At 49.0% G+C, this 24,823-nt stretch carries 23 protein-coding genes, 1 pseudogene and 1 riboswitch; of the genes and pseudogenes, 6 read left to right on the top strand and 18 right to left on the bottom strand.

The genetic code is table 11. The features are described from left to right. Nucleotides 1-44 precede the first annotated feature (44 nt). From EWH91_RS12665 to EWH91_RS12655, 3 genes are all read right to left on the bottom strand, one after another. Nucleotides 45-335: a late competence development ComFB family protein gene (locus tag EWH91_RS12665; protein WP_129930409.1), complete on the bottom strand. Its 291-nt coding sequence runs from the start codon at nt 333-335 to the stop codon at nt 45-47. Between the two features lie 151 nt (nt 336-486). After that, nucleotides 487-1,425 carry a 3D domain-containing protein gene (locus EWH91_RS14795; RefSeq protein WP_129930407.1) on the bottom strand — a complete coding sequence of 313 codons (939 nt, stop codon included), beginning with the start codon at nt 1,423-1,425 and terminating at the stop codon, nt 487-489. Nucleotides 1,426-1,531: 106 nt separating this feature from the next. Continuing rightward, entirely contained in the window at nt 1,532-2,284 is a 753-nt protein-coding gene (locus EWH91_RS12655; RefSeq protein ID WP_129930406.1) for a DsbA family protein, read from the bottom strand. Nucleotides 2,285-2,446: 162 nt separating this feature from the next. Here EWH91_RS12655 and EWH91_RS12650 point away from each other — a divergent pair, with 162 nt between their 5' ends. Further along, complete coding sequence (locus EWH91_RS12650) at nt 2,447-3,043, top strand: DedA family protein (RefSeq protein WP_129930404.1); 597 nt, start codon at nt 2,447-2,449, stop codon at nt 3,041-3,043. 145 nt (nt 3,044-3,188) lie between these two features. Here EWH91_RS12650 and EWH91_RS12645 read toward each other — a convergent pair whose 3' ends face one another. The 3 genes from EWH91_RS12645 to EWH91_RS12635 form a co-directional block, all read right to left on the bottom strand. Further along, nucleotides 3,189-4,082 (bottom strand): DUF1002 domain-containing protein, encoded by an 894-nt coding sequence (locus EWH91_RS12645; RefSeq protein ID WP_129930402.1) that lies wholly within the window; start codon nt 4,080-4,082, stop codon nt 3,189-3,191. A gap of 220 nt (nt 4,083-4,302) precedes the next feature. Continuing rightward, complete coding sequence (locus tag EWH91_RS12640; protein WP_129930400.1) at nt 4,303-5,988, bottom strand: glycoside hydrolase family 13 protein; 1,686 nt, start codon at nt 5,986-5,988, stop codon at nt 4,303-4,305. A gap of 32 nt (nt 5,989-6,020) precedes the next feature. Beyond that, the gene (locus tag EWH91_RS12635) at nt 6,021-7,400 is read right to left on the bottom strand and encodes an SLC45 family MFS transporter (protein WP_129930398.1); all 1,380 of its coding nucleotides are present in this window, start codon (nt 7,398-7,400) and stop codon (nt 6,021-6,023) included. Between the two features lie 248 nt (nt 7,401-7,648). Here EWH91_RS12635 and EWH91_RS12630 point away from each other — a divergent pair, with 248 nt between their 5' ends. After that, a complete protein-coding gene (locus tag EWH91_RS12630; protein WP_129930396.1) occupies nt 7,649-8,644 on the top strand; it encodes a LacI family DNA-binding transcriptional regulator in 996 nt (331 codons plus the stop codon). Nucleotides 8,645-8,737: 93 nt separating this feature from the next. Here the strand turns inward: EWH91_RS12630 and EWH91_RS12625 are convergent, their stop codons facing one another. From EWH91_RS12625 to EWH91_RS12585, 9 genes are all read right to left on the bottom strand, one after another. Further along, complete coding sequence (locus tag EWH91_RS12625) at nt 8,738-10,045, bottom strand: dicarboxylate/amino acid:cation symporter (protein WP_129930394.1); 1,308 nt, start codon at nt 10,043-10,045, stop codon at nt 8,738-8,740. Nucleotides 10,046-10,651: 606 nt separating this feature from the next. Further along, a complete protein-coding gene (locus EWH91_RS12620; protein ID WP_129930392.1) occupies nt 10,652-10,957 on the bottom strand; it encodes a Dabb family protein in 306 nt (101 codons plus the stop codon). A gap of 76 nt (nt 10,958-11,033) precedes the next feature. After that, nucleotides 11,034-12,905: a bifunctional homocysteine S-methyltransferase/methylenetetrahydrofolate reductase gene (locus tag EWH91_RS12615; RefSeq protein ID WP_129930391.1), complete on the bottom strand. Its 1,872-nt coding sequence runs from the start codon at nt 12,903-12,905 to the stop codon at nt 11,034-11,036. Further along, nucleotides 12,887-14,092 carry a cystathionine beta-lyase gene (gene metC, locus EWH91_RS12610; RefSeq protein ID WP_129930390.1) on the bottom strand — a complete coding sequence of 402 codons (1,206 nt, stop codon included), beginning with the start codon at nt 14,090-14,092 and terminating at the stop codon, nt 12,887-12,889. The genes EWH91_RS12615 and metC overlap by 19 nt, the downstream gene beginning before the upstream one ends. Next, a complete protein-coding gene (locus tag EWH91_RS12605; RefSeq protein ID WP_129930389.1) occupies nt 14,085-15,206 on the bottom strand; it encodes an aminotransferase class I/II-fold pyridoxal phosphate-dependent enzyme in 1,122 nt (373 codons plus the stop codon). The genes metC and EWH91_RS12605 overlap by 8 nt, the downstream gene beginning before the upstream one ends. 95 nt (nt 15,207-15,301) lie before the next feature. Beyond that, nucleotides 15,302-15,416, bottom strand: a riboswitch (SAM riboswitch). Between the two features lie 145 nt (nt 15,417-15,561). After that, the gene (gene msrA / locus EWH91_RS12600) at nt 15,562-16,098 is read right to left on the bottom strand and encodes a peptide-methionine (S)-S-oxide reductase MsrA (RefSeq protein WP_165364325.1); all 537 of its coding nucleotides are present in this window, start codon (nt 16,096-16,098) and stop codon (nt 15,562-15,564) included. 192 nt (nt 16,099-16,290) lie between these two features. After that, a complete protein-coding gene (locus tag EWH91_RS12595; protein ID WP_129930387.1) occupies nt 16,291-17,418 on the bottom strand; it encodes an AbrB family transcriptional regulator in 1,128 nt (375 codons plus the stop codon). A 19-nt stretch (nt 17,419-17,437) separates the two neighbouring features. Beyond that, on the bottom strand, nt 17,438-19,270 hold the full coding sequence (locus tag EWH91_RS12590; protein ID WP_129930386.1) for an APC family permease: 1,833 nt from the start codon (nt 19,268-19,270) through the stop codon (nt 17,438-17,440). Nucleotides 19,271-19,437: 167 nt separating this feature from the next. Beyond that, nucleotides 19,438-20,364 carry a DMT family transporter gene (locus EWH91_RS12585; RefSeq protein ID WP_240697364.1) on the bottom strand — a complete coding sequence of 309 codons (927 nt, stop codon included), beginning with the start codon at nt 20,362-20,364 and terminating at the stop codon, nt 19,438-19,440. A 261-nt stretch (nt 20,365-20,625) separates the two neighbouring features. Between EWH91_RS12585 and EWH91_RS12580 the strand changes: the two genes are divergently transcribed. Further along, a complete protein-coding gene (locus EWH91_RS12580) occupies nt 20,626-21,378 on the top strand; it encodes a glycerophosphodiester phosphodiesterase (RefSeq protein ID WP_129930385.1) in 753 nt (250 codons plus the stop codon). A gap of 154 nt (nt 21,379-21,532) precedes the next feature. Then, nucleotides 21,533-21,772, top strand: a pseudogene (locus tag EWH91_RS12575) (PTS lactose/cellobiose transporter subunit IIA); the annotation flags it as partial. A 102-nt stretch (nt 21,773-21,874) separates the two neighbouring features. Here EWH91_RS12575 and rpiA read toward each other — a convergent pair. Next, nucleotides 21,875-22,552, bottom strand: coding sequence for a ribose-5-phosphate isomerase RpiA (gene rpiA / locus EWH91_RS12570; protein ID WP_129930383.1), 678 nt, complete (start codon nt 22,550-22,552; stop codon nt 21,875-21,877). 188 nt (nt 22,553-22,740) lie between these two features. On the opposite strand from rpiA, the gene EWH91_RS12565 reads away from it, so the two are divergent. After that, nucleotides 22,741-23,157, top strand: a complete 417-nt coding sequence (locus tag EWH91_RS12565) for an Rrf2 family transcriptional regulator (RefSeq protein WP_129930382.1) — start codon at nt 22,741-22,743, stop codon at nt 23,155-23,157. 132 nt (nt 23,158-23,289) lie between these two features. Continuing rightward, entirely contained in the window at nt 23,290-23,820 is a 531-nt protein-coding gene (locus EWH91_RS12560; RefSeq protein WP_129930381.1) for a YceI family protein, read from the top strand. Between the two features lie 81 nt (nt 23,821-23,901). Here the strand turns inward: EWH91_RS12560 and EWH91_RS12555 are convergent, their stop codons facing one another. Beyond that, nucleotides 23,902-24,108: a hypothetical protein gene (locus tag EWH91_RS12555; RefSeq protein WP_129930380.1), complete on the bottom strand. Its 207-nt coding sequence runs from the start codon at nt 24,106-24,108 to the stop codon at nt 23,902-23,904. Between the two features lie 165 nt (nt 24,109-24,273). Continuing rightward, nucleotides 24,274-24,396 (bottom strand): hypothetical protein, encoded by a 123-nt coding sequence (locus EWH91_RS14875; protein ID WP_256359840.1) that lies wholly within the window; start codon nt 24,394-24,396, stop codon nt 24,274-24,276. Nucleotides 24,397-24,823: the final 427 nt, after the last annotated feature.

Genomic DNA, 24,823 nt, shown 5'->3' with positions numbered 1-24,823 from the left:
GTTTCCTTTAAACCAGAATCCCGCTGTATCCGTTGCAGCGGGATTTATTTATGCCGTTCATCCGATGTCTGACTATGATGGGGAGAAGCGGAGACAATTTTTGCACTTTCAACAATCGCTGTCAGTATGGTTGCGCGGGACTGTTCGGTCATCAGACCCGCTTTGGTGTACATCAGTCCTGTCCGCTGCCGGACATAGTGCGGTTTCAGCCGGTTCAGACTTAAAGCCAGAACATCCGCCCGGCATTCATCACAATGGCAGGACAGATTAAGATACTGCCACTGACTGTCCAGCAGATCCTGAACAGCCTCTTCCATCATATTATGGACATTCATGGCCAGACCTTCTTTTCCCATTCTTACTCACCGTATTATACTCGCATCGTAACATAGAAGCGCGACAGACTCAAGATCGTAAAAACGGTGCTGGCCTGTGCGGGTGCCACATGAGCGTCAGGGGATCAATGCAGCCGGAAGTCGGCAGAGATTATTCCAGTATTTTGACTTTGACTGTCCGTCTTCCCCATTGGAGCGCCGTCTGATTATCCTTGAAAAAAACGTCAATCCTGCGTCCCTTAATCGCTCCCCCGGTGTCCCCGGCTACGGCATGACCGTAGCCTTCTACATACAGCTTTGTGCCGAGCGGAATCACCGCCGGGTCAACTGCTACAACCTTTGCATTGGGGTTTGCCCGCAGATTAATACCTGTTGCCGTTGTTCCGGAGCACCCGCTGCAAAAGGCGGTATAGGCTGTGCTGTTCGCATAAAATTCCCTGATGATGGTGACTTTCTCCCGTTCCTTTTTTTCAACTTTACCAGTGGGTGAGGACTTCCCCGTTTTTTTCGATGTTCCTCTCTTCAGCTCTTTGAATACCTGCTGATCCGGCCGGACGTTTTCCCCTTTTTTCTGCCGGATCAGCAGGTTTTCTATACTTTTCCATGTTTCAGGTCCGGTGACCCCGTCGACGGTAATTCCCGTTTTCTTTTGCAGTACGGAAACACCCAGTCCGGTGCCGCGGCCATATATTCCGTCTACTTTTCCCTCATAATAGCCGAGTTTTTTCAGCATCTTCTGAAGAGAAAGGACTTCCTGCCCTGCTGAGCCTGACCGAAGCGGACGAACCTTCCCTATGACCGCATCAAAAGCCTGCCTGGTCTGCACATCCGACCATCCGCTTTCTGTCATCCCGCTCAGAAGCTGCAGATGTCTGACCTTCTTCCCGGAAAAAAATGCGATTCTGCCCGAGGGCGGATAGTGACCGATGGCTTTCAGCAAAGATTGGATCGTATAAATTTCGTCACGTTCCGGTCTGTAGAGATCTTCTGGAGCAACTTGTCCGGAGGTGACCTGAGGGACCATGAAAATTGAAGAACCAACCGTGGCCGCAACCGCCGCACTTTTTGCCAGAGCATTTCCGGTATACATAGGTGACTCCTCCTGTCTGTTGTTTTCTATCTACTTCTATGACAGGTGAGCATGCTCAATACTTTACAATCAGATGACAGGACAGCCGCCTTTATTTTCTCCGGCGTTATTTCTCCTTAAGGGCATGATCCACAGCCTGTTTCAGTATCAGATAATCCTGTGATCCTTCAACATAGTGTCCGTTGACAAACACAGCAGGCGTGCCTGGAACGTCGAGATCTTCAGCCAGCTGATTATCCTCTGCTATTTCTTTTTTATGCGTCTGGTTATCCAGAGCACTCTGGAAGGCCCTGACGTCAAGAGAAGGAACGGTTTTTTTGGCAATACGGGTCAGGAGATCTTTGGTGACCCAGTCTTTATCGGCGTTTTCATCACCCTGGGCTTCATAAAGCGCTTTGTGAAATACCCAGAAACCCTGAGGATTCTGGTGATAGACTTCTTCAGCCGCGCTGGCTGCCAGAACAGAGCCCGGTCCAAGTATGGTATAGTTGATAAAATAGAAGCTTGCCTTGTTAGTATCGATATATTCTTTCTTAAGCTGGGAGACCACATCCTGTTCAAAAACCTTGCAATAAGGACAACGATAATCAGCAAATTCAACGATTTTGACCGGCGCATTAGTACTCCCGATCAGTGGCTGTCCTTTATAATTAATTTGAACGGTTTGTTCGGTTCGATAGGCTGGCGGTTCTTTTTTTGCCTGGGGCTGACTTGACTCCAGATATTTGTAGATCATGATGGTGATCGCAGCGACCAGCACGACAACGACTACAAGGCTGAAAAGGACGATCCTCCGCCTTCTTAAAGCCATTTCCTGATCTCCGTTTTTCCGGGAACTCTTCTTATTTTTTCCAGACATGTGCGCACCCCTTTTTCCTGTATCACATCATTGGCCGATCTATGTCCTGACTGATCACTCATTTCGCTGAACTGATATAATGATTAACGAATATGCCCAGGCTGTAAACAGTGCGTCCGGGCAAGAGATACGCCAGACCCGGCTGTTGGAGTGAAACGATTGATGGATCAGATACAAGCCTTCTTTAATGCGTATGGATATCTTGCGGTTTTTATTTTTCTTTACTGTGGTCTGATCGGTATTCCCGCAGCTGAAGAATCCTTTATGCTTTTTGTCGGTATTACGCTCCGCGTCCCGGTTTCCGGATACACGCCCAGTGTGGTGCTCTGCGTTCTTATGGCGGCGCTGGGTTCGGCATCAGGGATGGTCACTGCTTATCTGATCGGCTACTATATCGGTGAGCCGTTCCTGAACCGGTATGGTAAATATATCGGACTGACACCAGAGCGATGGAAAGTGGCCCGGAATCGTTTCCAGAGGCATACCTTTCTCGCCATTATCGCCGGGTACTTTATTCCCGGGATCCGGCAGATTAATCCCTACCTTGCCGGAATCAGCCGTGCACGATTCCTTACTTTTCTGACAGCCGCTCTGACCGGTTCATCTATCTGGGCTTCCCTGTTTATTTTTTCCGGGTATTTTCTGGGCAGCCAGATTCACCGGTTTCTTGATTTCGGCCCCGAACACCTCATTGTGATCGGCGCCGTGCTGTTCATCGGCTTTGCGGTCACAACTTTCGTCCAGCTTAGAAAAAAATAGATCCTTCATCCTGCCGTGCCCTGCCGCTTCTTTCAAATTATAGCATGACAGGCTGAACCGTCTCTAATGATTGATCCCTCAATGAAAAAAGCAGAAAAAAGCAGCCAGAAAACCAGCTGCCTGATCCCGGAGCATCTCTGTCCCGTCATTTAAAAAGTGAGGCGATGGCGTCAAAAATAGCACTAAAGAAGTTGCCGATGGCTGTCAGTACTTCTGCGAAGAAACCTTTAGCCTGGTCTGAACCAGCCACTTTATTGAGCTGATCTTTGACCTGCTGCATCTGGTCGCCTACCTGGTTCCAGTCGATGTGAATGGTTCGCATTTTATCAAACAGATCAATCAGCTTCTGGATATCTGCATCATTCAGGTTCACATTGACCTGGTTTACGGAATCGCGGACAATCTGTTCGACATCCGCGCGGGAATCCGGCGTGTTTTTCGCCATCTGATCCTTGATCTCTGTCACCAGTTCCGCTGCCTTCTGCTTGCCGACCCCGTCTTTATTACCGATTTCAGAAGTGACGACGACTTCCTCGTTGGCCACCTGTTTCTGCTTTTCCGGGATCACTTCCCCGGTCTTCACTTCATACGCTTTGATCATTCCGGTCAGCGCAGCGGTCCCCGAAACAGGAAAGGGTGCTGTGATATATACATCTGCATCTTTCACACCAGCCGTTGCCAGCGCATTGATGTACATGTCTTTCGTGACATAGGTAATGTTATGCGTCCTTGCACTCAAGCCTGAACCCTGTTTGCCCAAAGTAATTTTCGACGAACTGATGGCACGGGTTCCGATCTGAGACGGCGAGAGATACTTGTCGAGATACTTGTGCTCCTCACTGTTGGTGACTTCCACAATCTGTGCCGAATTCTGATCAATATCCATTTCGCTGAGCATCGCTTTTCGCTGATCAGGTGTCAGATTTGCGCCAAGCGTGACGATGACGTCGCCCGGCGCGCTGTCGGCAAACGCCTGCGCCGGTCCGAATGCACTGATGACAATCATGGCAGTTAACGCCATCACGAGAAGTTTTTTCATAGCCTTTTCCCTCCGGTTGATCCCCTGCAAACTTTTAAATCACCTATTCTATTCGCCGCAAGCCCGGATTAATTGCACGTCATGAAACGAGCCGGATGCGGAGGATAGATTCATTTTACCATTCTCGAGCAGCGGCTCAAAGTCTGCCGGGACGTACCGAAAAAATGTCTGCACGGTATGGCCGTGCAGACACTGAATTCCATATCCCGTTTTTTAAAACTTACCTTCCTGCATCAAACTGATAAACTTTCGTTTCATAAGGCCGGAGCGTGACGCCCAGGTCATCGTCATAATTGCCGATCAGTTTCTTCTGTGCCGCTGCCTGCCCATAGTCACGGGAAAGTTCATGATCGGTAAAATTACTGATCACAAGCAATTTTTCCCCCTTATAGTGGCGCTGATAGGCAAACACTTCATTGTCATCCGGATCAAGCTCCTGATAGTCACCATAGACAATCAAGTCACTGTGATGGCGCAGCTGAATTAATTTTTGATAGTAATAGAAAACGGAGTCCGTATCTTTCAGTTCATCCTGGGCATTGATCTTCTCGTGATTCGCATTTACGGACAGCCAGGGCTCGCCATCCGTGAAACCGGCATTTTGTGAACGATCCCACTGCATCGGCGTGCGGGCATTATCCCGTGACTTAGTCGCCAGGTAACGCATCATGGTATCATGGTCCACCAGGCGTTCCTGGTCGACCAGCTGATGATACGCAGCGAGCGATTCAATGTCCTCATACTGGGACAAATCCGTGAAATGGGAATTGGTCATACCCAGCTCTTCGCCTTGATAAATGTAGGGCGTACCCTGCATCATATGAAGTGTCGTACCCAGCATCTTGGCGGAACGCACGCGGTATTCCGGGGTGTCATTTCCAAATCGTGAGACGGCCCGTGGCTGGTCATGATTGTTCCAGTATAAACTGTTCCAGCCTTTGCCGTCCAGTGCATACTGCCAGCGGGATAAGGAAGCTTTAAGGTCGGTCAGCTTCACAGGCTGATCATTCCATTTCCCAAGACGCGGATCAGGATTAGCCGCCAATGTCACATGATCAAACTGAAAGACCATGTTTAACTCACCGGCGTCAAGCCCGGTGTACTGCACCGCATCTTCAGGTTTGGAACTCGGCATCTCCCCGACGCTCATGACGTTGTAACGGGCAAGGACTTTGTCATGCATTTCTTTTAAATAGTCGTTCAGTTTCGCCCCATCCGCCACCAGCGGTTCGACATTGCCGTACAGCGCATGTTCAGGATTAGGTGCATCCGGCAGGCCCTCCGGCTTCGAGATAAAGTTGATCACATCCATCCGGAAACCATCGACACCCTTATCCAGCCAGAAACGCATCAGTTCCCAGACTTGTTCACGCATGCGGGGGTTTTCCCAGTTCAGATCAGGCTGTCCTTCAGCAAAGAGGTGAAGATAATACTGCCCGGTCTGTTCATCATATTTCCAGGTTGAACCGCCAAAATAAGATCCCCAGTTATTCGGTGCTTTACCCTTCTTGCCGTCACGCCAAATGTAAAAATCCCGGTACGGATTATCCTTCGATTTTCGGCTCGCTTTAAACCACTCATGCTGATCAGAGGTATGATTGACAACCAGATCCATCAGAATTTTTATCCCTGATTCATGCGCTTTAGCAACCAGCGTGTCGAAAGTCTGCATATCACCAAATTTGGGTTGAATATCACGATAATCACTGATGTCATAACCATTATCTTTGTCCGGAGACTTGTAAATCGGATTCAGCCAGATCACATCTGCACCCAGTTTTTTAATGTACGGCAACCGTTTGATCACACCGCCCAGATCACCGATACCGTCACCATTACTGTCTTGAAAGCTGCGGGGATAGACTTGATAGACAACTGCCCTCTGCCACCAGTTTTGTTTCTCCATAACATAAGACTCCTTTTTCTTATTAGATTTTTTTAAGCATCTGCATAATTTTTCTTAACAACGGTACTCGACTGCGGCTTGTCTTCATGAATGGCAGAAACCGCCACGACCCCAAGCAGCATGGCAATACCGGCGATCAGGATCATTCCCGGCATTGATTTTCCAATCAGCGGGAAGAAGGCAAAGCTGGCTACCGAAGCAATAATTTGCGGCAGACAGATCCCGCAGTTGAACAGCCCCATGTAGGCGCCTTCATTTTTGCCATTTAATGACGAAGTAAAGATGGAGAACGCCTCTGTCTGCATCGTCAGATAGCTAACGCCGATCAGACAGAACGGCAGAATCATAAGATATTGATTGTGCGTGAAAAAGACCAGGATAAAGCCGGCCGCACCACTGAGCAGGCCGACCCGCAGCCAGAATTTCCGCTTAAACTGACTGGTATGGGAAAGAACTAAAAAGCCCCATGCTACTGCAGCCAATGACGAAACACAAGTGAGAACGCCATACCAGTTTCCGGCGGCCTGATAACCGGCAGATGTGGGATCAGTCGTGCCCCATACATTTTGGGCAATGGCTCCCGTCGCGTAAGTCCAGAGATATTGGAAGGCAAACCAGTCAAATAACTGCACAAGTGATACTTCCCAGAATGCCCGCGGTGCGTTCCTGACCAGATGCCAAAGCGAAGGACTGTCTTTATGCGCATTGGGCTTGATGTGGTGATAAGTGGCATAGGTTTTCGGATCGTACTCCTTCACTGAAATAACCGTATAAAGCGAGGTCAACAGCAACACGCCGGCACCAATATAAAACGCCAGCCGGACAGATAGCGGAACTTCACCGCGCGGCGCTGTATTGGCAACACCAAATACCGTCAGGACAAATGGAATAATCGTTGCAATAACGCCGCCCAGGTTACTGAAGGATTGTTGCCATGACCAGGCGAGATCCTTCTGTTTTTCATTCACCATATCCCCGATAATCATTTTGAACGGCTGCATGCAAACGTTGCTTGACAAATCCATAAACAGAATGGCGACTGCACCAAACAGCAACGCAGCAAATGAAGCATAACCAAACCCTAATGACCCGGAATTTGGCAAAAGGATCATGACCAGCGCAGCAACTGGTGCGGCAATCAGCAGATAGGGCATCCGCCGGCCCAATCTATTGGACCAGGTCTGGTCTGAATATTTTCCGACTAATGGCTGAACAATCATGCCTGCCAGTGGGGGTAAAATAAAAAAATAACCCAACTTGGTGGGATCCGCCCCGATTGTCTGAAAAATCCGTCCCATCTGTGAGAATTGCAGTGAAAAAGCCATATTGACACCAAAAAATCCAAAAGTCATCGCAAATATGGTCATCAGGGACAGCCGCGGTAAAGAATTGGATCTGCTGTGTGTATCCATGGTCATATACCTCCTCTTGATGTGTTAAAGTAAAGAATCTATTCAAAACAGGTTCTGTATGATCCTTAAAGGAATCGCTTACAATTAGAAATATAGCACTAAAAGCAAACGTTTGCAATACCTATACATCAATATTACAAACGTTTGCATAGTTAAGGCTTTTTATTGTCTAATTTACTTGCATGACTTATTATTTAAATAAAGGTATTCTTGTCATCGTACGGCCCATATGAAGAGAGGTAATTTCTATGCGTGTGACCATTAAAGATATCGCGGAAACGGCCAAAGTTTCCCCATCCACCGTTTCACGTATTTTGGCGGGTAAGACCGATAACTATGCTTCAAAAACCGTGAAACGGGTTTGCCGAATTGCGGTTCAGATGGGTTATCAGAAAAATACTGCAGCAAGAGAGCTGGTCACACGGAAAAGCAATGTGCTGGCGGTCATTGTCTCTGAAACCCGGACGAATTTTTCAGAGGAAATCATTCAGGGGATCCATCAGGTTGCTTTAGACAAAAATTTGAGCGTCATGATCGTTTATGCAGGAGAAAGTGATCAGGGCCGGCAGCATCGGGCCATTAAGACGGTTATTGAACGCGGCGTACGTGCCATCCTATTACTTGCCATTGTCCCCGGAGAAGACAATACCCGTCTCCTGCATGCCAGTCATATCCCTTTCATTTTTTTAGCCACGGCCCTGGGCAGGAAAGATCTCCCGTTTATTTCATCTAATGATTTTGATATCGGCTATCAGGCAACGGACTATTTACTGAAACGGGGGCATGTTAAAATTGGCTTTGCCGGCCTGAACCTGGGCACTTATGTCGGTGATTTACGCTTTCAGGGTTACCAGTATGCCTTTCAGAAAGCGGGCCTGGACTGGCAAAACGAGTGGATCAAGTCCGGCAGGTGGAGCTATCAGGACGGCATACGCGCCATGAAGGCCTGGGGTAGAGGGACAGAACTTACCGCAATTATCGGGGCAAGCGACCTGGTTGCTATCGGCGTCATGAATACGGCCCTGGATTTAGGTATGGCGGTTCCCGATCAATTATCCGTTCTTGGCATTGACGGGACCTCCTTATGTCACATCGTACGGCCTGAGCTCACTGCAATCCGCCAGGCTTTTTATGAGATGGGACGGCGGGGTGTTCAGAGGCTTATGGATCACGCCGGCATTGAATCCGCATTTACATCTATTGATATCCTGCCGGGCGGCAGTGTCACTGCACCGCGGAGTTAGGGGCGCACTAAAAAACCATTGTACCGGGAGAGCTCTCCGTTACAATGGTTTTTAATTCTTTTCACTGATTATGGGGCGCCCTCAGGCGATGCATCAAGAGAGATGCGTGTTCTCCACCGACACTGCCTGATCCAACGTGTTCGTCGTTCCCCGACCGCGCATCAGTGCCAGTGCCCGTTTCTCCTTTTCTTTGTCAAATGCCTTCTCACTCTTGGATACGACAATCGTTGCGATACCGTTTCCGATCAGATTGGTGATGGCCCGTGCCTCACTCATGAAACGGTCGACACCCAGCAACAAGCCAAGTCCGGCAAGCGGAATGAGATCCATCGCTGTCAGCGTCGACGCCAGAACAATAAATCCGCCGCCAGTAACCGCTGCAGCACCCTTGGAAGTCAGCATCAGGATCAGAATAATCGCAATTTGCTGGCCGAGATCAAGCGGTACCTGAAAAACCTGGGCGAGAAAAATGACCGACATCGTCAGGTAAATCGACGTCCCATCCAAATTAAATGAGTAACCCGTGGGAATGACCAGCCCAACGACAGATTTTTCACAGCCGAGGCGCTCCATCTTATCCATCATTCTCGGCAGTGCGGCTTCTGATGAGCTGGTTCCGAAAACAAGCAGCAGTTCATCTTTGATATATCTCAGATAGGTGAAAAGATTGAATCCGGCAACCCTGCAGATCAGGAACAGTACAACGAAAATAAATAGCGCCATCGTCGCATAAACCGAAAGCATCAGTTTAATCAGCGGGCCAATCGTCTGCAGGCCGAAATTGCTGATGGTGTAGGCCATCGCACCGAATGCGCCGAGCGGTGCCGCGTACATGATGTATCCGATGATTTTAAAGAAGACATGCGAAACCTGATCAAAAAAGTCAACAAGCGGACGCCCGTGTTTGCCGAGTGCCGACAGGCCGAATCCGAACAGCACCGAGAAAAAGAGCACCTGGAGGATATCTCCCCGGGCAAAAGCATCGATCACATTTCCCGGAACAATATTGAGGAAAAATTCACCCCAGTTCATCTCCGATCCACCACTGGATGTGAATTTCGAGATATCCCCGCGGGGCATCTTATCCGGATCCAGACCTGACCCCGGTTTAAGAATATGAGACACAATGAGCCCGATGATCAGGGCGATCGTTGTCACGACCTCAAAATAGATCAGTGCTTTTCCCCCGACCTTGCCCACCTTCTTCATATCACCCATTCGGGATATTCCGACGACAATCGTCAGGAAGATGATCGGGGCAATCACCATTTTTACCGCCTTGATAAAAGTTGTTCCCAGTACTTCAAGATGGGAACCGACGTCTGGAAAGAAGGCGCCTGTAAGAATACCCGCGACGATCGCCACCGCTACCTGAAAGGTCAGGTTTTTCAATAACCGCACAAGAACATCTCCTCTGTTGATAACGTTTTCATTTTTTGCAAAGCAAAAAAAGGCTGATAATGTGAACTTTTTGTGTATTTATTATATCACATTTAATCAATTAATCCATACTGATATAATATTTCATTTGATTCCACAGAAGTGAAAATCAGTTCCCGTGCGGTGCAGAAAACAGGCCGGCATCGCTGCCAGGTGGCTCTGTAAATTAGGCGGAAAAATTCCGCCTATCCTAGTAAAAAGAAAAAAGGCGAACTTCAATAGACGGAGGAATTCCGCCTATTGATTCAAAAAACATGAAAAGGGGGGATTTTTCAATGCCTAAGCGGAAATTCTCCGCTTATGATACTCTGAAACCCGTTCTATTCTGCCTTTAAGCGGAAAATCTCCGCTTATTAAAGACGACTCCCATTTCCAATGATGATCCTGTTAATCATCTGCTTCGTGCGGTGGCGCTATCCATTCTGTTCTAAGCGTCATCCATGATGGGCGGGATCAACACGTCGATTCAGGTTGGCTTTAAACTCGCCACAGCTTCTCAATTTCGGACGATTTCAGCCGAAACGAAAAAGCCTGTCCCGCACAGGAACAGGCAGCAGCTATTCATCATTATTTTTCAGATGGAATTTCAAAATCAACTGCGAGGGAATCCACAAGTCCAATTTCTTTCATATAGGATACCACCGCCTGATGCTCCGGTGACGGGGTGTAGTGTTCATGGTCGGCTTTCGTCGGGAAGCGAACGGTCAGGCCCAGAGAATAGCCCTTGCTTCGCGTCGAGTAATTCTGCCCGGCCTGAATATCGATAATTCCCGGCAATTCATGGATCAAATGCCGCAGCCGCCGTGCGGCTTCCTCTTTCTGCGCTCCTGTTGTCCTGTCGCTGAACTTGAACAGCACAATATGTTCAATCAAGATAAAGACCTCTTTTCATAAAATAGATGCTTCGTCTATTCATCATATCACGATTCTGGAATAGTCTGATGTCTTTTTATCGGGCACTGTGGCTATGCAGCCGGGCAAGGTCAGACAGGATACGTTCTTTTTCTTTTACATACTGAATCAGCTCAACCGACATCGAGTACCGGCTCAGCGGCGTGATCAGATAAATTCCGCGGAAGTACTGCATGGCCGTATCAATCAGTTCTTTTGCAATCGCAAGTCCCGTTTGTCTTTCTTGCGCTTTACCCTGCTCTGCGGCGAGAGCCATCCGCTGCCGAACCTCATCGGTCAGCTGAATGCCTGGTACTTCGTTATGCAGAAATTCAGCGTTACGCGACGAGGTCAGCGGCATAATGCCAAGGTACACCGGGGCCGATACTCCGCTTAATGTCTGACTGATTTCAACGATCCGCTTTTTGTCAAAGACCGGCTGAGAGATAAAATAGTCGGCGCCACAGTCGATCTTCCGTTTCAGGCGCTGAACGGCACGGTCGAGATTACGGACATTGGGATTAAAAGCCGCGGCAACTCGAAAATGCGTGGGATGACGGAGACTTTTTCCTGAATAAGAGATGCCCCGGTTAAACTTTTTCACCAGTTCAATTAATTGCATGGAGGACAGATCGTAAACAGAGGTCGCTCCGGGAAAGTCACCGATCTTTGTCGGGTCTCCGGTCACAATCAGCAAATCATGAAGTCCCAGGATATCCAGCCCCATCAGATGGGACTGAAGGCCAATCAGATTGCGGTCACGGCAGGTCAGATGAATCAGCGGCGGGATGGTAAAATGCTCTATAATCAGCCGCCCGATTGCTGAGTTACTGATACGCGGCGACGCCAGCGAATTATCAGCCATGGTGATCGCATCAGCACCCGCATTCTGCAGGGCCCGGACCCCTTTGAAGAACGTTTCAGTCTTTAAGTTGCGCGGGGTGTCGTATTCGACAAATACAGAACGGCCACTGATCGCTTTTTTATAAAGCGGCGTCTCGAGTTCATTTTCCCGGACGGTGATCTGAATCGATTCGACGGGTTCGGTAACCGATTTAGTTACCAGGGGCTCAAGTTCGGAAATGCCCTGCCTGAAAGCTGAGATTTGTACCGGTGTCGTCCCGCAGCAGCCGCCAAGCAGCCGCACTCCTTCATTTCGGAATTTTACCGCATATTTTTTAAAATATTCCGGCTTGGTCTCATAATACAACTTTCCGTCACGGTAATCCGGAAGACTGCCGTTCGGGTAAGCAGACAGGAAAGCGTGCTTCGGAAGCGGGATGCCGCTCAGAGCCTGAACCATATGAAACGGACCCAGTCTGCAATTTGTCCCGACGATATCGGCTCCGAGATTTTCAAGTTCGGACAGGGCGGAGGCAAAAGGAAGTCCATTGAGCAGAACACCGGGCTCCTGCATTGACACATGGGTGATAATCGGCCGATCGGTCATCTTTCGCGCGATCTTCAGCACATGACGCAGTTCATCAAAATCATAATAAGTTTCAAGAAGCAGACCATCTACACCGCCGTCAAGAAGCGTTTCCGCCTGTTCACGAAAGCTATCTGTAATCTCGCTGAGGCTCGAGGGCTGCTGTCTGAGGCCGCGAATCCCACCAATCGTACCGACCACGAACGTTTCCGGCCGGGCTGCACTTCTGGCCAGTTGAACAGCCGCCGTATTGATGCTCCTGACCTCCTTTTCAAGTCCGTACCGCGCCAGTTTAATCGCGTTCGCCCCATACGAATTGGTCTGAATCAGATCTGCTCCTGCGTTGATATAAGCCTCATGGACGTGGCGGATATCATCCGCATGTGAAAGATTCATTTCCTCAAAACATCGATCAATGCCATAGGAATAAAGCAGGGTCCCCATCGCGCCATCACCGATCAGTATTCTTTTCTTTAATTCATTCAAGATAGACGTCCGCAAGACTCTCCACTCCTTACTGCGCCATTCTTACTTTCTCTTACTGCTGAAAGACCCCTCCGGAGGTCACAGATCAGGTCCTCTGAGTCTTCCAGGCCGACGGACAGCCGAAGCAGTCCGCTGCTGATTCCGGCGTCTTTCTGTTCATCCGGTGAGAGCTCCGCATGGGACATTCTCGGCGGATAAGACAGAATCGACTCAACAGCACCAAGGCTGACTGCGAAAACCGGAATTTCGACCCTGTCAACGAAAAGCCGCGCACCGGCCTCATTCCCCAAATCAAACGACAGAACCGCACCTCCGGATTCTGACTGACGGGCCTGCACGGCGTGCCCCGGGTGGTCAGGCAGACCGGGATAATAAACGTGCCTGACCTCAGGCTGCTCAGCCAGAAATCCGGCAATTTTACGGGCAGATGCCGCCGACCGGCGAATGCGGACGTCCAGCGTTTTCAGTCCTCTGAGCAGAAGCCAGGCGTCCTGTACACCAAGAACGGCACCCAGCGCGTTTTGCAGAAAATACATTTTTTCCGCAAGTTCCTCACCTCCCGCCACGGCAAGCCCGGCCACGACATCGCTGTGACCGGAAATGAATTTGGTCGCACTGTGGAGGACCAGATCGGCGCCAAGCGCAAGCGGACGCTGAAATACCGGACTCATAAAGGTATTGTCTGCGAACGTATAACATCGATGGGTTCTGGCAATCTGCGAGATCGCGTGTATATCCGTAATCCTGAAAGTCGGATTGGACGGCGTTTCAATATAAATCACTTTCGTATTCGGCCGAATGGCCCGCTCAACCTCATCCAGATCTGTCATATTGACAAAGGTATGTTCGATGCCGAGCCTGCCCAGAACCTGTGTCAGAATGCGAAACGTCCCGCCGTACACATTCTTCGGAACCACCGCATGGTCACCGGAAGAAAGCAGCAGAAAAGCTGTCGAAATCGCCGCCATGCCGGAGGCGAAAGCAAACCCGCGGACACCGCCTTCAAGACGGGCAATGGCCTGTTCCAGCACTTCCCGCGTCGGATTGCCTGATCGGCTGTAGTCATACTTTCCGAACTGATCAAAACTTTTCTGATGAAACGTCGATGACAGGTAGACCGGTACATTCGCCGCACCGGTCTGTTTATCAACCGCCACCGACTCCCGGATCAGTCGTGTCGAAAAGCCGAAAGAATCAGCCATGAACCGCCGCCCCCTTCTGTAAAGACCGGAACGCCTGATCCAGATCAGCAATCAGATCATCCGGGTGTTCAATTCCCGCCGACAGGCGAAGCAGCCTGTCGGACAGACCGTATTTCAGCCGCAAAGCTTCCGGAATATCGGCATGCGTCTGTGTCGCCGGATAGGTGATCAGACTTTCCACACCTCCCAGACTCTCAGCAAAAGTAATCAAGTGAAGGGCTTTGAGAAACGGCTCAATATACGCTTTCTTCGTCAGTTCGAAGCTGACCATGCCGCCTTTTCCCGGATACAGCACTTTTGTGACAAAAAGCTGCTTCCCAAGCCAGGCAGCAAGACGCCCGGCATTCTCCTGGTGCTGCCTCATGCGCAGGGCCAGTGTCTTGAGACCGCGTATCAGAAGCCACGAATCAAACGGATCCAGAACGGCACCACAGGAATTGTGGTACACTCTCAGCCGTTCTGTCACTTTTTCCGAATTGGATACAACCAGTCCGGCCAGTACATCGTTATGCCCGGCCAGGTACTTGGTTGCACTGTAGACGACCAGGTCTGCCCCCTCGGCGATCGGTTTCTGCAGCACCGGAGTATAGAAGGTATTGTCTACAATCAGCAGTAAATGATTTTTCTTCGTGATATAAGAAAGTTCAGAGATATCGACTTCATGCATCAGCGGATTCGTCGGTGTTTCAATGAACAGCGCTTTAGTCTCCGGCCGGATGTCAGCCGCAAGTTCTTCAACGCTTTCGCCGTCCCAGTAAGTAAACGAGAGGTGAACCTGTTTTGCGAGGATTTCAAACAGACGGTACGTGCCGCCATAAAGGTCACGCGAGGCAATAATGTGGTCACCTGAACTGAAGAGTGAAAAGACAAGCTGAATGGCACTCATACCGGAACTACAGGCAAAACCTTCCTGTCCGCCTTCGATTTCGGCAATCGCCTTCTCGAGGACGGATCGTGTCGGATTTCCTGTTCTGATATAATCATAGCCTTTGGAAATGCCAATGCCCTGATGCTTGTATGCCGTCGATAAATAAATCGGTATATTCACCGCCCCTAACTGGTCAAACCCATTCCCGATCTGCGTCAGCTTCGTTTCCGTCTGATAGTTTGACATGCTCAGTTCCCCCTTTATATATTCAGGGATATCCGGCGCCCGGCTAAAAAATAACAGCCTTCTTCGGAAAGAAGAAGGCTGTTTCACCAGGTTTCTTCTTATCCCTCAGACTCCTTGTTTCGTCTGCTGGAATTAGCACCTTGTCGCCTGCTTTCGGCGACGGTTGCTGAAGCGTCATCGGGCCAGTCCCTCGACTTCTCTTGATAAGAATGGTTTTATTCATTCGTTTTCAGTTGATAATTAGTTTACAATACTTGAATGGTATTTTCAAGATCTGTTTTCTATCCTTATGCAGAACAGTCAGATTTCATGATGCAGGAAACCAATGATCGACCCGTTCAGCTGGGTCAACCGTTCATTTTTTCTGCCAGTTCTTCCGGATAAAGACGTCACGGCCGGATTCAGCAATTTCTCCGGCATAGCGCTCCGGATTCTTTCGGTAGAACTGCTGGTGCTCCTCTTCAGCCGGATAAAACGTCGCAGCCGGCAGGATGCGCGTGACGATCGGTTTCCTGAATTTTCCGCTTGCTGTCAGCGCTCTTTTCGATTGTTCCGCCAGTGCCTTCTGACGTGCATTGTGATAAAAAATCGCCGTCCGGTAATTTGAGCCGCGGTCAATAAACTGGCCGCCGGCGTCGGTTGGATCAATCTGCCGCCAATAGAGTTCCAGCAATTTTTCATATGGAAAAACGTCCGGATCATATGTAATCTGTACCGCTTCCATGTGGCCGGTCGCGCCGGACTTAACCTGTTCATAGGTCGGATCGGCGACATGTCCGCCTGTATAACCTGAGACCACTTTGATAATCCCGGGAAGTGTATCAAAAGGTTTCACCATGCACCAGAAACATCCTCCGGCAAAAACGGCCTGCTCCCATTGTTTTTCTGCCAATTGCGCCATCCCCTTTAGCCTGAGTCGACTGCACTGGTTCCTTTACAGGCGCCGGCGCTCGGCGTCCTGTTTAACCTTGATTTTACCATGATGTGGGTAAACGATCCAGGAAGAGACCTGGAGTCTGAATCCGCGAGGCACTTATCTGAAAAAAAGTAAAAACAGGTGACTGTTTCCTTCCTGTCGTATGTCTCAGCTCCTGTCCGGTGATCGCCTGGCATGAGACGCGCGGCGGTGCAGTAAAAAGGTAAAGAACGGAGGAAGCACGATACAGATGGTCAGCACGCGCAGGACCTGACAGGAGACGACAAATGTAGCATCCGCATGGACGACAACGGATGTGGCCGCCATTTCCGCAATGCCGCCCGGGGCAAAAGCGAGGATCGAGGTGATGCCCGGAACGCCTGTAAAATGCGATACAATCAAGGCAAAGAGAATCATGGCACCGGTCAGAGCAATAGAACCGATGAGCCCGATCAGCGTGATCCGTCCGAGGCCGGCGAACATCTTCCGGCTCAGCCGACAGCCGACAGCTGAGCCGATCAGCACCTGAGCCAGAATAATCAGATCCGGGTGCCACCAGATACCGGCCTCGCCTGCGCCTATCGTGGAAAGCAGAACCTGCACGACTGAGGTCCCGATCATGCTGCCGATCAGCCACGGAGCAGGCATGTGCAGGCGGAGTCCAAGAAATATGCAAAGTGCAGAGAGGCCGGCCGCACAGGCAAGACCGGGAAAAAGACTGCCTTCCGTAAAAGGAGAACCTGCCTGCGCCGAAGCGGAACCTGCTCCGCTCCACAGAGACAGAGCTACAGGAATACTGCTGACGACCAGGATCACCCGCAGGGTCTGAATCACACTGACCACAGCCAGATTCGCCCCGGCCTCCTCTGCAATACCAATCATTGACGACAGCCCGCCCGGCGTCGTTGCGTAAAAACTGGTGACCAGATCCGTCCGGCTGAAGCGATGCAGCATGAAGCCGGTAAGAAGTGCGAGAAAAACAGACAGGATCATCATCAACAGAATCAATAATCCATGCTCGCGAAAGACGCGAATAACGGAGGCATTGACCTGTCGCCCCATCTGGATACCGAGGAGCAGCTGTCCGGTCCGCAGCCAGTTCCTCCCGGATGTTTCTGACCTGATCAGTGAATGGGTAAATTTTGGGAACCCGATGCCCAGCCAGCCGGAAAGCAGCAGCGTCCCCACCATCCAGCCGATGGAAAGGCCGGTCAGCGACAGCAGAAAACCTCCCGTCCCGCTGATCAGGAGAAATATGATGCCTTCTGAAACCGGCCGGAGTCGATGGCTTTTCATTCTGTCCCTCCTTTGGCGTTTATTTTTTTAAGCGGTAAGGTACTGTGGCAATCACGACATCGACAAGCCTGATCAGACTCGCCTTGATCAGTACACCGGACTGGTTATGCAGCAGACGCTGCCACCACTTTTTCGTATAGAACTGCGGGAAGACAACCGTTACCGTTGCCCCGTCTTTATCTGCCTTATACTTGATAGACTGAATAAAGCGGACAAGCGGATCCGTGATGCTGCGATAAATCGAGTAAATCGTGACCAGTCGAATACCTGTATGCCATGCATCCCATTCTTTTTCAATTTTTTTAATGACCTCCGGCCGGCTGCCGATATAGACAGCAACCACATTGCCGGATAAGGATTTGGCATAGGTCAGCGACTGTTCCACGACTTTTGTAATTCCGGCAATCGGGACGATAATCACATTATCTGTAGTTTTAATGGAACGGAGCGAAACGGAGATATCCACCCGCAACTGGTCGGCAACATGCAGATAATGCTGATGAATTTTATGAAAAATACCCACAACGAGTGGAACAAAGATGAAAACCGGCCAGATCTGGGTGAATTTCGTGACAATAAAAATGATCAGAATCAGGTAGCAGATCAGCGCGCCAACAAAATTCGTCACCAGCTTACCAACCCACCCCTTCGGTTTATTCTTCATCCAGTGAACAATCATTCCGGTCTGGGACAGGGAAAAAGGAATAAAGACACCTACGGCATACAGCGGGATCAGATTTTCAGTCCTGCCGTTAAAGATCATGATCAGAACAATCGACAATGCTCCGAGAGTGATGATCCCATTGGAAAATCCGAGCCTGTCCCCTTTAACAGTGAACGGCCGGGGCATGAATTTATCTTTTGCCAGGTTAAAGGCAAGGAGCGGAAAAGCTGAGTAGCCGGTATTGGCCGCAAGCACCAGAATCAGTGCTGTTCCGACCTGAAGAAAATAGTAGAAAATATTGCGTCCGAAGATCGTTTCACCCATCTGCGAGAGCACAGTCTGATCACTCACCGGCTGAATGCCGTACCAGTAAGCAATAGAAACTGTTCCTGACAGGAGAATGGCCAGAATGCCTCCCATCATCAGCAGCGTTTTTGCGGCATTTTCAGGAGCGGGTGCCTTAAAACTCGATATCGCATTTGAAATAGCTTCAACACCGGTCAGTGCTGTACAGCCGGATGCAAAAGCCCGCAGAAGAAGAAACAGACTGATTCCCATAACCGGGGTACCGATTGCAGGATGTGACTGCACAGGCGCAGCCGTTCCTGTTACAGCTCCGAATGCACCTGCACCAATCACAAAAAGCATCATCAGAACGAAAAAATAGACAGGATACGAGAGAAGTGTAGCCGAATCTGTCAATCCACGTAAATTCAAAAGTGTAATCAAAATAACAATAAGTACCGCAATAAGCACATGGTGCTCACGAAGTACGGGAAAAGCCGATGTGATGGCATCGGTACCTGCAGAGACACTGACCGCCACGGTCAGAATATAATCAACCAGCAGGGCACCACCGGCAGTCAGTCCAAAATTAACACCCAGATTTTCCTTGGCCACCATATAAGCACCGCCTCCGCCCGGATAGGCGAAGATAATCTGCCTGTAGGAAAGCACCAGAGCAACAAGCAGGACCAGCACACCCAGTGTGATCGGAAGCGAATACCACAGTGCCGCGCTCCCTGCTGCGATCAGAACGATCAGGATCTGTTCCGGTCCGTAGGCAACAGATGAAAGAGCATCTGAAGACAGTACGGCAAGTGCTTTAAATTTATTTAATTTCTGCGAAGTAGCTTCAGTTGATTTAAGCGGCCTGCCTATCAGCAGGCGTTTAATTTTCGAAAACACAGGAGATTCACCTTAATTTCGATTAAATTTACCCGTCTTTCTGTCCCGTCTGAGTCGACACACTTTCACATTTTCTGAAGGTGTACATCATTTCCCGGGAAATGAACAGGTTGCGACAGCATTTATCCTTTATTCTGTCAAAAACAGGAGAGCAATACACATTCGGTTTATCGCTTCTGTGGAAATGACAGGATCACAACGGTCATAATAATACAAAATGCCCCCAGCCAGTCAAAGACCGTAAAGGGTACTTTCATGATGGTCACGCTGACTGCGGCAGCCGATAAAGGCTCTGCACAGCCAAGCAGACTGGTCTCAATCGGCTGGAGGTACTTCAGACTGGCCAGATAAAGATAAAAGGACAGAAAAGTGCCTAAAAAGATGACGAACGCCATACCGGCCAACGTTTCACCGGACCACTGACCATGAAAAATCCATGGCGGGTAAAACAGACTCATCGCTGTTCCTCCGATGATCATTCCCCAGCCAACGACAGGGGCAGCTCCCCACTTTTTCAGCAAACGTGATGGCTGACAGGAGTAGATGGCTCCGCCAAGTGCAGAAAGCAGCCCCCAGAAAAGAGCAGCCGGGGCAAGGGACAGCTGACCGGGATGCCCCCTGGTCACAATAAAAAAGACGCCGGCAAGAGCAAGGAGGATCGCTGCACTTTCAACCCGGTTCGGTTTTCTGCGCCATCTCAGAATCAGATAGCTCATAATAAGCACAGGATTCAGATACTGCAGCAGTGTCGCTGTTGCCGCATTTCCCGCCGCTACCGCTTCAAAGTATGTGTACTGAGAGCCGATCATCCCGATCAGTCCAAAAATGAGCAGATCCCGGACAGAACGCCTCTCTGTCCAGATTCTCCAGACGGCCCTCCGGTTTAAGGCTGCAGACCATAGTAAGAGAAGGAAACCGGCACTCAGCATCCGGACCGACGTCAGCCAGCCGGGACTCACTAGCTTCTCATTAAAAAGATATTGGGCGGCATTACCCGACACCCCCCAGAGCACGGCTCCGCTCAGAACGAGTGCCATCCCTTTTGCTCTTCCGGAAGATGCGTTTCCGGCCAAAGAATCCGTTTTTCCTGCCAACGTGTTCTTCCCCCTGTACACATGTATCCTCATACTAATCAACATCCCACAGGGCGTCAATAACCACGAACGAGGATCATACGACTAAATCGTGAACAGATATATGAACTTTTGTTTCCTGTATGTAAATACGGTCTGTTTTATGTTAAAAATGGCAAGATGAATTCTTTCATCCTTTTTTCATGCTACATTAAAATAGAGAGTAGCTCTGATTAAATCTTATTTTTATTTGATCTCGACAAATTTCTGAGGAGGCTAACCATGAGAACTGCGATTTTCGCCCATCGCGGAAGTAAAGCCAACCGTCCGGAAAATACACTGGCCGCTTTTGAAGAGGCTGCCCGTGTCCAAAGTGACGGTATTGAACTGGATGTACATCTGACGAAAGATCAGGAAGTCGTGGTGATGCATGATGAGAAAGTAAACCGGACAACCAATGGCACAGGTCAGATTAAACAATTTACCCTGCGCGATCTGCAGGAGCTGGACGCCGGGTCCTGGTTCTCCGGGAACTATAGGAAAGAAAAAGTACCGACACTTAAAGAAGTGCTGGAGCTTCTTTCCGATTACAGTGGCGTGATCAATATTGAATTGAAAACAGACCGAAATGTTTATCCCGGGATTGAAGAACGTGTTGTCCGGATCGTCGACGCATACCGTGCAAATCTTCCGGTCGTCTATTCATCTTTCAATCATGAATCCCTGATCCGACTGAAAAAGACCGATGCTTCAGCAGAGGTCGCCCTTCTGCTCTGGGAACGTCTGGCTGAGCCATGGCGCTATACACAGCAGGTTGGCGCGACCGCTCAGCATCTGTGGGAGCCTTCTGCCTTTTCTGACACGGCCAAACAGCTTCACCAGCATAACATTAAGGTACGCGCCTGGACCGTCAACAAACCGAAGCATATGCAGCTGGCTTTTCAGATGGGACTGGACGCCCTGATCACCGACTATCCCGAAGTCGCTCTTGATCTGAGAAAAAGCTATGAAACAGCGGGTAAAAAACTTCATTAAACAGGGACCATTCTGTCATTATTCCGCATCTTTAACTGATGAGACACATCAGGTTACAATAGAGGCGGAATAATGTATTTTTTTACATTCCAATTTGTAAACGTTTACAACATAGGGGGGATGTTATTCGTGCGGAAGAGGTTTCAACTTTGAAGAATCACAAAAGCATCTGGACGCTGCAGAAAATGAATTTCTGCAGGGCCACAAATGGCAGACTGAAACGATACAGAAATCAAATGACGGGCATACACCGAGTTTTCTCATGGTTCATGCCCAGGATCACGTGATGACCGCTCAGGCTGAACTGAACCTGATTAAACGTCTGGTGGCAAACTACAAAAAAATATCAAGCCTGGAAAAACGAGTAGAAGCTCTGGAAAAAAAGGAAACATGATCTCACTGCTTCGAAAAAAACCCCCGGACCCACATAACATCAGGTACGCATTCCTGTCTGGAGATAGCTGTCCATCAGACAGGAACCGTACCTTTTTTTTAATCATTTTTTTCTTTCCATCGTTTCAACATGTCCGTCCGGATAGCCGATCAAGGTCTTGTCCGTCATATGAATGAACAAGCCATGTTCAACCACACCGGTCACATGATCCAGTTCATCCGCAAGTGCTTCAGGATCATCGATCTTCCCCAGGTGAAGATCGAGAATATAATGATGGGCATCCGTCTCAAAGGGAGTGCCGTCCGTGTTCAGACGCAGCTGAGGATGACACCCTTTTTCCTGCATCATCTTTTCAATCTGCTTCCAGCCGAACGGAATCACCTCAATCGGCAGGGGGAATGCGCCAAGCTGCTGCACTTTCTTCCTGCTGTCGACAATCCACAGCCGTTTATCTGAAGCCTGTGCCACCATTTTTTCATAGAGCAGGGCCCCGCCCCCGCCTTTGATCCCGTTCATACACTGGTCAACTTCGTCCGCACCATCCACAGTCAGATCGATACGATCCACATCGTTGAGTGACTCCATCGGGATTTTCCAGTTTTCAGCCAGATCAATGGTTTTCTGCGATGTTGCCACCCCTGTGACAGACAGACCGGAAGCCACCTTCTGAGCCAGTGCTTCAAGAAAGAAATAAACTGTTGAACCTGTCCCCAGTCCAACCGTCATACCGTTATGTATTTCATCAACTGCCTGGTACCCCGCGGCCTGTTTTCCGTTCATGAGAGTCCTCCGATATCCTTTTTTATTCAGCATCTGATCCACGACTATTGTATTTCTATCTCCCGTCGCGCGTCAAGGAAGCACCAGGCGATCTGCCACCAGTCCTGAAAAGGTGCATGATGTTTTTTGTGCCCATCCATTGACTTCGGTCGCTCCTGTAATTATAATAGTTACAGGTGGTGATAGAAATGATTAATTCACGTGTGGCTGTCGCCATCCACACTCTGGCTCTGATTGCTTCCCGCCCACATGATGATTTGCCATCTGATTATATCGCATCGAGCGTGAATACCAATCCGGTCGTCATCCGACGGATACTGGGTATGCTGAGAAAAGCCGGCCTGATCCGGACATCGGTCGGGAAAGCCGGGGCAGCTCTGAGGAAGTCTCCTTCTGAGATTTCCCTGCTGGATGTCTACCGGGCTGTGGAGCCGTCGAGTGAACTGTTCGCCGTTCACGCCAACCCGAATCCGCACTGTCCGGTTGGCAAAGGGATCAATGCAGTACTTGAAGAAGCATTTCATGGCGCCCAATCGGCGCTTGAGAAAAAGCTGAAGGCACAAAGCATTCAGAATATACTGGATCATCTTTTCCCTGCTGAATGATTTTTGTGCCTTCATCCTGTAACTATATCAGTTACAAAAATCAGCAATTTACCGTCGCCTGTGAATTCGGGCCTATTTATCGAGTATCAGACGCGTAAATATAAAAAATGAGTTATTGAGGAGAGGATTTACATGTCAGAATGGACGATCGATACGGCACACACAGAAACATCTTTTTCAGTAAAGCATATGGGACTGTCAAATGTCCGGGGGAACTTCGAAGTGACAACGGGAACCGTGACCACAGACAACAGTGGAAAAATTACGGCGATCGACGCGAAGGTGGATGTTGCAAGCATTGACACAAGAAATGCCGATCGCGACAATCACCTGAAGAGTGCAGATTTTTTTGAAGCGGAAAAATTCCCGGAAATTCGTTTCGTTTCCACATCAATCACCAGCAAAGATGAGGACGAGTACACGATCACCGGAGATTTATCGATCAAAGGTATCACCAAATCGGTGACATTCGACGCCGAAGTCGGCACGCCGATCGACGACCCATACGGTCTGAAACGGAGCGGCGCAGGTCTGTCCTTCTCAATTGACCGCCGCGACTTCGGGCTGACCTGGAGCCAGGCGCTGGCTAACGGCAGCCTGGTTGTCGGAAATAAAATTAAAATTAACATTGATGCCGAAATCACACAGAACCCTGCAGCTTAACGTAATAACAAAAGAGGAGGATCAGACGCCTAAAAGCGCTGGTCTTTTTTTATTCTTTCTGAACAGCGGATTACGGTCAAATCAATCAATAATCTGATTAGCCAGATTGATCAAGGTTTGCTTTTGCGCATGATTATTTGAATGGGTAACATTGTAAATGATATCCTGATATTTAAAATATAAACTCTTTCCTGCATAATAGCCGCTCACTTTTTTGTGAAGACTGACTTTGTCCGCTCCATCCGAAGAATATGTTGCATTAAAGTTGTTCGCATAGACTATGACCATGACCTGACCGGATTTTCTGTGCCGGATGACCACACAGTAAAATGGGTCATAATGTTTTCCCCATTATTTTTTTCATCCGTGATTACAACCTGACTGAACCCCTTAGACTCGAAGGGAAGTTTTTCAGAAAGCTTCATTTTGAAAAGCTGGGCTTTAAGAGCCTCATCAGCGGAGCAACAGTTGCTCATAACTTGACGAGTCCGGCAGATCATCATTGTCAGTCGCTACAGTTGTTTGAATGAAAAGCAGAGTTGAAATGATGCAGGCAATCAGGATCATTTTTCTCAAAATAATATCTCCCTTCTTTTATTATTAAATGGTTTACGGATGGCCACTTTGTAACAAGCATTTGCCTTCTTATATCTGTGTCTTTTTTCATAATAACTAGCCAGTAACAGTAAGCATTCAATACCAACCTTTGGTTCACGTTCTTTAAAATGAGGATATATCTGACTCTCTATTTTTTGTACCAGACGATCATTTAACCTATAATCAAGCACAGTTGAGTCCGTATAATTGTGTAAAAAGGGTTTCTGAATATGAGAAAATGGTGAGCAGGGAATCTGTTTTTCTGGAGGGGCTGGCCAGCCCCTCCAGAAAAACAGCGGGATTTCATTTCTCTCTCGTCTCTGTCATTTTTTTCATAGAAAATGAGCCGGAGCCCATCATCTCAGTTAGAATAGAGTTAACCAAAAACCAAATTCTAAAGGAGAGA

The organism is Sporolactobacillus sp. THM19-2 (genome assembly GCF_004153195.1).
Taxonomy (GTDB): Bacteria; Bacillota; Bacilli; order Bacillales; family Sporolactobacillaceae; genus Sporolactobacillus.
Note: the sequence above shows the minus strand (reverse complement) of the source record. Positions and strands in the feature narration are given on the sequence as shown.

Excerpts from the sequence above, each read along its gene's own strand:
- EWH91_RS12665 (WP_129930409.1), bottom strand. The coding sequence starts at position 335 with ATGAATGTCCATAATATGATGGAAGAGGCTGTTCAGGATCTGCTGGAC.
- EWH91_RS14795 (WP_129930407.1), bottom strand. The coding sequence starts at position 1,425 with ATGTATACCGGAAATGCTCTGGCAAAAAGTGCGGCGGTTGCGGCCACG.
- EWH91_RS12655 (WP_129930406.1), bottom strand. The coding sequence starts at position 2,284 with ATGTCTGGAAAAAATAAGAAGAGTTCCCGGAAAAACGGAGATCAGGAA.
- EWH91_RS12650 (WP_129930404.1), top strand. The coding sequence starts at position 2,447 with ATGGATCAGATACAAGCCTTCTTTAATGCGTATGGATATCTTGCGGTT.
- EWH91_RS12645 (WP_129930402.1), bottom strand. The coding sequence starts at position 4,082 with ATGAAAAAACTTCTCGTGATGGCGTTAACTGCCATGATTGTCATCAGT.
- EWH91_RS12640 (WP_129930400.1), bottom strand. The coding sequence starts at position 5,988 with ATGGAGAAACAAAACTGGTGGCAGAGGGCAGTTGTCTATCAAGTCTAT.
- EWH91_RS12635 (WP_129930398.1), bottom strand. The coding sequence starts at position 7,400 with ATGGATACACACAGCAGATCCAATTCTTTACCGCGGCTGTCCCTGATG.
- EWH91_RS12630 (WP_129930396.1), top strand. The coding sequence starts at position 7,649 with ATGCGTGTGACCATTAAAGATATCGCGGAAACGGCCAAAGTTTCCCCA.
- metC (WP_129930390.1), bottom strand. The coding sequence starts at position 14,092 with ATGGCTGATTCTTTCGGCTTTTCGACACGACTGATCCGGGAGTCGGTG.
- EWH91_RS12605 (WP_129930389.1), bottom strand. The coding sequence starts at position 15,206 with ATGTCAAACTATCAGACGGAAACGAAGCTGACGCAGATCGGGAATGGG.
- EWH91_RS12595 (WP_129930387.1), bottom strand. The coding sequence starts at position 17,418 with ATGAAAAGCCATCGACTCCGGCCGGTTTCAGAAGGCATCATATTTCTC.
- EWH91_RS12580 (WP_129930385.1), top strand. The coding sequence starts at position 20,626 with ATGAGAACTGCGATTTTCGCCCATCGCGGAAGTAAAGCCAACCGTCCG.
- rpiA (WP_129930383.1), bottom strand. The coding sequence starts at position 22,552 with ATGAACGGAAAACAGGCCGCGGGGTACCAGGCAGTTGATGAAATACAT.
- EWH91_RS12565 (WP_129930382.1), top strand. The coding sequence starts at position 22,741 with ATGATTAATTCACGTGTGGCTGTCGCCATCCACACTCTGGCTCTGATT.
- EWH91_RS12560 (WP_129930381.1), top strand. The coding sequence starts at position 23,290 with ATGTCAGAATGGACGATCGATACGGCACACACAGAAACATCTTTTTCA.
- EWH91_RS12555 (WP_129930380.1), bottom strand. The coding sequence starts at position 24,108 with ATGGTCATAGTCTATGCGAACAACTTTAATGCAACATATTCTTCGGAT.